Here is a 6153-nt window from a genome sequence, read left to right as displayed (position 1 = left end):
CTCTACATTATCAGTGTAGCGCTCTAACCAGCTGAGCTATGAGACTGTCTTGGCCTTATTGCCAGTATTTGTAACATATCATAAACGACAGCGCAGAGGATAGGACCACCTCGTGCGGGACAAGGCCTTCCGGACATCTCTTTCTCTAGAAAGGAGGTGTTCCAGCCGCACCTTCCGGTACGGCTACCTTGTTACGACTTAGCCCTAGTTACCGATTTTGCCCTAGGCCGCTCCTTGCGGTGACGGACTTCAGGCACTCCCGGCTTCCATGGCTTGACGGGCGGTGTGTACAAGGCCCGGGAACGTATTCACCGGATCATGGCTGATATCCGATTACTAGCGATTCCAGCTTCACGGGGTCGAGTTGCAGACCCCGATCCGAACTGTGACCGGTTTTGTAGATCCGCGCCCCCTTGCGGGGTGGCTTCCCTCTGTACCGGCCATTGTAGCACGTGTGTAGCCCAGGACGTAAGGGCCGTGATGATTTGACGTCGTCCCCACCTTCCTCACGGTTTGCACCGGCAGTCCCGTTAGAGTCCCCATCTTGACATGCTGGCAACTAACGGTAGGGGTTGCGCTCGTTATAGGACTTAACCTGACACCTCACGGCACGAGCTGACGACAACCATGCAGCACCTTGCAGGCGGTCCGAAGAAAGGGGTGTCTCCACCCCATGCAGCCTGCATTTAAGCCCTGGTAAGGTTCCTCGCGTATCATCGAATTAAACCACATGCTCCACCGCTTGTGCGGGCCCCCGTCAATTCCTTTGAGTTTCATTCTTGCGAACGTACTCCCCAGGTGGGATACTTATCACTTTCGCTTGGCCACGGAGACCGAAGTCCCCACAGCTAGTATCCATCGTTTACGGCGTGGACTACCGGGGTATCTAATCCCGTTCGCTACCCACGCTTTCGTCCATCAGCGTCAGTACATGGTTGGCCACCTGCCTTCGCGATCGGTGTTCTATGTGATATCTATGCATTTCACCGCTACACCACATGTTCCGGCGACCCCACCATGACTCAAGACCTGCAGTATCAAAGGCAATTTTATGGTTGAGCCACAAACTTTCACCCCTGACTTACAGGCCCGCCTACACTTTAAACCCAATGATTCCGGATAACGCTCGGACCCTCCGTATTACCGCGGCTGCTGGCACGGAGTTAGCCGGTCCTTATTCTTACGGTACCGTCAGACGCCCACACGTGGGCGCATTTCTTCCCGTATAAAAGCAGTTTACAACCCATAGGGCCGTCATCCTGCACGCGGCATGGCTGGATCAGGCTCCCGCCCATTGTCCAATATTCCTCACTGCTGCCTCCCGTAGGAGTCTGGTCCGTGTCTCAGTACCAGTGTGGGGGATCCCCCTCTCAGGGCCCCTAACCATCGCTGCCTTGGTAAGCCGTTACCTCACCAACTAACTAATGGTACGCATGGCCATCCCTGTCCGATAAATCTTTAATCGTAATATCATGCGATATAACGATACCATGGGGCATTAATCCAAGTTTCCCTGGGCTATTCCCCTGACAGGGGCAGGTTCCATACGCGTTCCGCACCCGTGCGCCGGTCGCCGGCGAAAAAGCAAGCTTTTTCCCGCTGCCCCTCGACTTGCATGTGTTAGGCCTGCCGCTAGCGTTCATCCTGAGCCAGGATCAAACTCTTCATTGTATTTCCTTGAATGTCTGTCCGACACCCGGAATACCGAGTCCCTGCATCAAAATGGTTCTTTTCTTAATTCTACGCTGTCGTTACAATATGTATATGAACTTCTTATTTCAAAAAAACCGAATCAACATTTCTACAATCAAACTTCCTTCGGCTTTCACCCCTTCACCTGTTTGGTAAAGCGGGTGCAAATTTACAACTGTTTTTTTAATCGGCAAGCTTTTTTTGAAAAAAATCAAAACATTTTTTTAACCTCAAAAAAACAATCTTTTTACATGAACTAAATCCTAAAACAGCTTACTGTTTTTCGGGCTGCAAATGTAAAACGCTTTTTTTGATTACACAATGCTTCTTTATGTTTTTTTTCAAGTCGTACCGACCTGTCAAAACTATTGCTTCAATATGCTTCTGAACTTACCGAAAAGCAAACCTGTTTGTTGTTTTCGGGCTGCAAATGTAACACCATTTGATCAATAACCAAGATGTTTTTTTCTATTCTCGGCGGAATTCATTCCAACTAATTGAAAGCAAAGCAGATAAAAATACAAAAAAAATCAAAAACACAAAACCACCCTTCGTTTAATCTTCCCACACCCCAAGAAAAGGCTTATATCCACCTTACCATTGGCAGAAAATTGGTGCTTATATATAAAGTAAGTATTGTAGCATCTATACAAGGTATTATCTTTGTGCCTTTCGATTATAAAAAATAGAAGTTCGAACATGATAAAGATCACACTGCCCGATGGTGCTGTAAAAGAAGTTGAAAAGGGAACTACTCCTTTTTCCGTTGCCCAAAGTATTAGTGAAGGGTTTGCAAGAAACGTTATTTCCGCAAAGTTCAACGACACAACGGTTGAAACCACAACACCATTGACCACAGATGGCACTCTAACGCTTTATACATGGAACGATGATGAGGGAAAAAAAGCGTTTTGGCACTCCACCTCGCACGTAGTGGCCCAAGCCTTGGAAGAACTTTATCCCGGCATAAAGTTGACCATTGGACCGGCCATTGAGAACGGATTCTATTACGATGTTGATTTTGGCGACAAGACCATCTCTGATAAAGATTTCCCTACAATAGAGAAGAAGGCATTGGAAATTGCCCGCGGAAAGCACGACTATAACATGAGAAGTGTTTCCAAAGCAGATGCCCTTGCCTATTATAAAGAACAAGGCAATGAATACAAGGTCGAACTCATCGAAAATCTTGATGACGGCACCATCACATTCTGCGACCACAGCACATTTACCGATTTGTGCCGTGGCGGTCACATTCCCAATACAGGAATCATAAAGGCGATTAAAATACTAAGCGTTGCCGGTGCATATTGGAGAGGTGACGAAAAAAACACACAGCTAACACGTGTGTATGGAATCTCTTTCCCAAAACAGAAGGAACTTACCGAGTACCTCCATCTTTTGGAAGAAGCCAAAAAGAGGGACCACAGAAAACTGGGCAAGGAGCTCGAGCTTTTTACGTTCTCTCAAAAAGTAGGTCAAGGCCTTCCTTTGTGGCTGCCCAATGGTGCCGCTCTACGCGAACGCCTGGAACAATTTTTAAAGAAGGCGCAGAAAAAAGCAGGGTACGAGATGGTAGTTACCCCTCATATTGGCCAAAAGGAGCTTTACGTTACCTCTGGCCACTACGCCAAATATGGAGAGGACAGCTTTCAACCGATTCACACACCAAAAGAGGATGAAGAGTTTCTGTTGAAACCTATGAACTGTCCACATCACTGTGAAATTTACAACAGTCAACCTTTTAGCTACAAAGATTTACCGAAACGCTATGCCGAATTCGGCACGGTATATCGATATGAACAAAGTGGAGAGTTGCATGGACTCACAAGGGTAAGAGGGTTCACCCAAGATGACGCACACATTTTCTGCACCACGGAACAGTTGAACGACGAGTTCAAAAATGTGATAGACCTTACCTTATATGTATTGAATTCGTTAGGTTTCGACAATTTTACGGCGCAAGTATCCGTAAGGGATCTTGAAAACCCCGACAAATATATTGGCAATATCGATGATTGGGAAAAGGCCGAACAAGCCATTATCGATGCTGCCGAGGAAAAGGGGCTGAACTATGTTGTGGAAAGTGGCGAAGCTGCCTTTTACGGTCCAAAACTGGACTTTATGATCAAGGATGCCCTTGGTAGAAGTTGGCAATTGGGCACCATTCAAGTAGACTATAACTTGCCAAAACGTTTTGACCTTACTTATAAAGGCAGCGATAACGAATTGCACAGACCCGTAATGATCCACCGTGCGCCTTTTGGCAGCATGGAACGATTTGTGGCTTTGTTGCTGGAGCATACAGGCGGAAACTTCCCATTGTGGTTGATTCCGACACAGGCTATTGTACTGCCCGTCAGTGAGAAACATGAAAAATATGCTGAAAAAGTTTTGAATTCGCTGGAAAATCACGAAATTCGCGCGCTCATTGATAACAGGAACGAGACGGTAGGGAAGAAAATCCGGGAGGCAGAACTTAAAAAAATCCCCTTTATGATCATTGTCGGGGAGCAGGAAGAAGATTCTGCAACCATATCTGTAAGGCGTCATGGCGGTGAAGATTTAGGAGGTTTAAGCGTAGATGCTTTTTCAGACTTGGTAACTACTGAAATAAATAGTACCTTAAAGTCGTTCTAAAAAATTAAGTTTAATTAAAAAGTTTACGTCATAGCAATTAGAAGAAGATTTAGACCCCAACCTAGGAGGGAAAACAAAAACCCTCACAACATCAATGAAAAAATAAAGGCCCGAGAAGTACGTCTTGTCGGGGACAATGTTGAGATGGGTGTTTACCCCATTTCCAAAGCAAGGGAAATAGCCAACGAACAGGAATTGGATTTGGTAGAGATTTCACCAAACGCCGAACCGCCCGTTTGTAAGGTAATGGATTATAAAAAATTCCTTTACGAACAAAAGAAACGCGATAAGGCCATGAAGGCCAAAGCGAGCAAAGTGGTAGTAAAGGAAATCAGGTTTGGGCCACAAACGGATGACCATGATTATGAATTTAAGAAGCGACATGCGGAAAAATTCCTGAAGGATGGTGCCAAACTAAAAGCCTATGTATTCTTTAAAGGACGTTCCATCGTTTATAAAGACCAAGGTGAAATATTACTTTTAAGATTGGCCCAGGAGCTGGAAGACCTTGGTAAGGTTGAACAAATGCCAAAATTGGAAGGAAAGCGAATGACCATGTTCATTGCGCCAAAGACAAACAAAAAATAAAAATCGGACTTAGTTCGGTATAATAAGCGGAGTTAAATACTAGGAAAATGCCTAAGATGAAAACAAAATCCAGTGCCAAAAAGCGGTTTAAGCTTACAGGAACTGGTAAAATCAAAAGAAAGCACGCTTTTAAAAGTCACATTTTGACTAAAAAATCCAAAAAGCGCAAGCTGAAGTTGACCCACTCTACCTTGGTTCACCAAGCAGACGAGGACAACATCAAAGAACAATTACGTTTAAAATAATTGTTCCACCGGTACATTATTTATTAACCATGGAGCCAGGCCAAAAAAGTACCCAATTTAGGGACGCCTGCTACAAAAAAATGACATTATGCCAAGATCAGTAAATTCAGTTGCTTCAAGAGCTAGAAGAAAAAAAGTGATGAAGCAGGCCAAAGGTTACTTTGGAAGACGTAAAAACGTTTGGACAGTAGCCAAAAATGCGGTAGAAAAAGCAATGCTTTATGCTTACCGCGATAGAAGAAACAAAAAGCGTACTTTCCGTTCACTTTGGATTACCCGTATTAATGCCGGGGCCAGGATGCACGGAATGTCTTACTCTCAATTTATGGGCAAGGTGAAAGCCAATGGAATCGAATTGAACAGAAAAGTTCTTGCCGATTTGGCCATGAACCACCCGGATGCGTTTAAAGCCATCGTTGAGAAAGTAAAGTAAAAAAGTCAATATAAACTTACCCCGCTTATTTAGATCCCGCCTTGTGCGGGATCTTTTATTTTATAAAAGGTCTAAAACAGGTTGACACGCCTGCCTGCCGCAGGCGGGAATTACTCAAATTGTCTCGAATGATCATTGCCCAAATGCAGTAATGACCAGCTTTCTGCCCGATGCGCGGTTCCTGTGCTCACAAAGATAAATTCCCTGCCAAATTCCCATGTTCAATCTGCCCTGGGTAATCGGTATCTGAACCGAAGCTCCCATCAACGAAGCCTTGATGTGTGCCGGCATATCATCTGGACCTTCATAATTATGGACGTAATACGGTGCGTTTTCAGGAACCATTTTGTTGATGTGGCTCTCAAAATCGGTTCGTACCGTTGGATCTGCATTTTCGTTAATGGTCAAACTGGCCGAAGTATGCTTGATGAAAACTTGTAAAAACCCAGTGTTTATCTTTTGGATCTCTGGCAGGGCATCAATAATTGTATCGGTAATCAAATGAAACCCTCTGGAATATGACCTTAATTGTATTTCTGTCTGATAAAAATTCAT

Annotated in this window: 5 protein-coding genes, 1 tRNA gene and 1 rRNA gene (1 of these 7 cut by a window edge); 4 read left to right on the top strand and 3 right to left on the bottom strand. The window is 44.8% G+C overall.

Features of this window, described 5'->3' with window-relative positions:
- A tRNA-Ile gene (locus GVT53_RS03085) sits at window positions 1–46 on the bottom strand (it extends 28 nt beyond the left edge of the window).
- Window positions 47–149: 103 nt separating this feature from the next.
- Window positions 150–1671, bottom strand: a 16S ribosomal RNA gene (locus GVT53_RS03080).
- Window positions 1672–2391: 720 nt separating this feature from the next.
- Here GVT53_RS03080 and thrS point away from each other — a divergent pair.
- The 4 genes from thrS to rplT all read left to right on the top strand — a co-directional run bounded on the left by thrS (window position 2392) and on the right by rplT (window position 5598).
- Window positions 2392–4332: a threonine--tRNA ligase gene (gene thrS / locus GVT53_RS03075; protein WP_166247368.1), complete on the top strand. Its 1941-nt coding sequence runs from the start codon at window positions 2392–2394 to the stop codon at window positions 4330–4332.
- A gap of 90 nt (window positions 4333–4422) precedes the next feature.
- The gene (gene infC / locus GVT53_RS03070; protein WP_220123560.1) at window positions 4423–4920 is read left to right on the top strand and encodes a translation initiation factor IF-3; all 498 of its coding nucleotides are present in this window, start codon (window positions 4423–4425) and stop codon (window positions 4918–4920) included.
- 47 nt (window positions 4921–4967) lie between these two features.
- Window positions 4968–5165, top strand: a complete 198-nt coding sequence (rpmI, locus tag GVT53_RS03065) for a 50S ribosomal protein L35 (RefSeq protein ID WP_108245191.1) — start codon at window positions 4968–4970, stop codon at window positions 5163–5165.
- An 88-nt stretch (window positions 5166–5253) separates the two neighbouring features.
- Window positions 5254–5598 carry a 50S ribosomal protein L20 gene (gene rplT, locus GVT53_RS03060; protein ID WP_014033571.1) on the top strand — a complete coding sequence of 115 codons (345 nt, stop codon included), beginning with the start codon at window positions 5254–5256 and terminating at the stop codon, window positions 5596–5598.
- Window positions 5599–5730: 132 nt separating this feature from the next.
- Here rplT and GVT53_RS03055 read toward each other — a convergent pair whose 3' ends face one another.
- On the bottom strand, window positions 5731–6153 hold the full coding sequence (locus tag GVT53_RS03055; protein ID WP_166247367.1) for a secondary thiamine-phosphate synthase enzyme YjbQ: 423 nt from the start codon (window positions 6151–6153) through the stop codon (window positions 5731–5733).

Source organism: Flagellimonas oceani (assembly GCF_011068285.1).
GTDB lineage: Bacteria > Bacteroidota > Bacteroidia > Flavobacteriales > Flavobacteriaceae > Flagellimonas > Flagellimonas oceani.
This window is presented reverse-complemented; position numbering and strand designations above follow the sequence as displayed.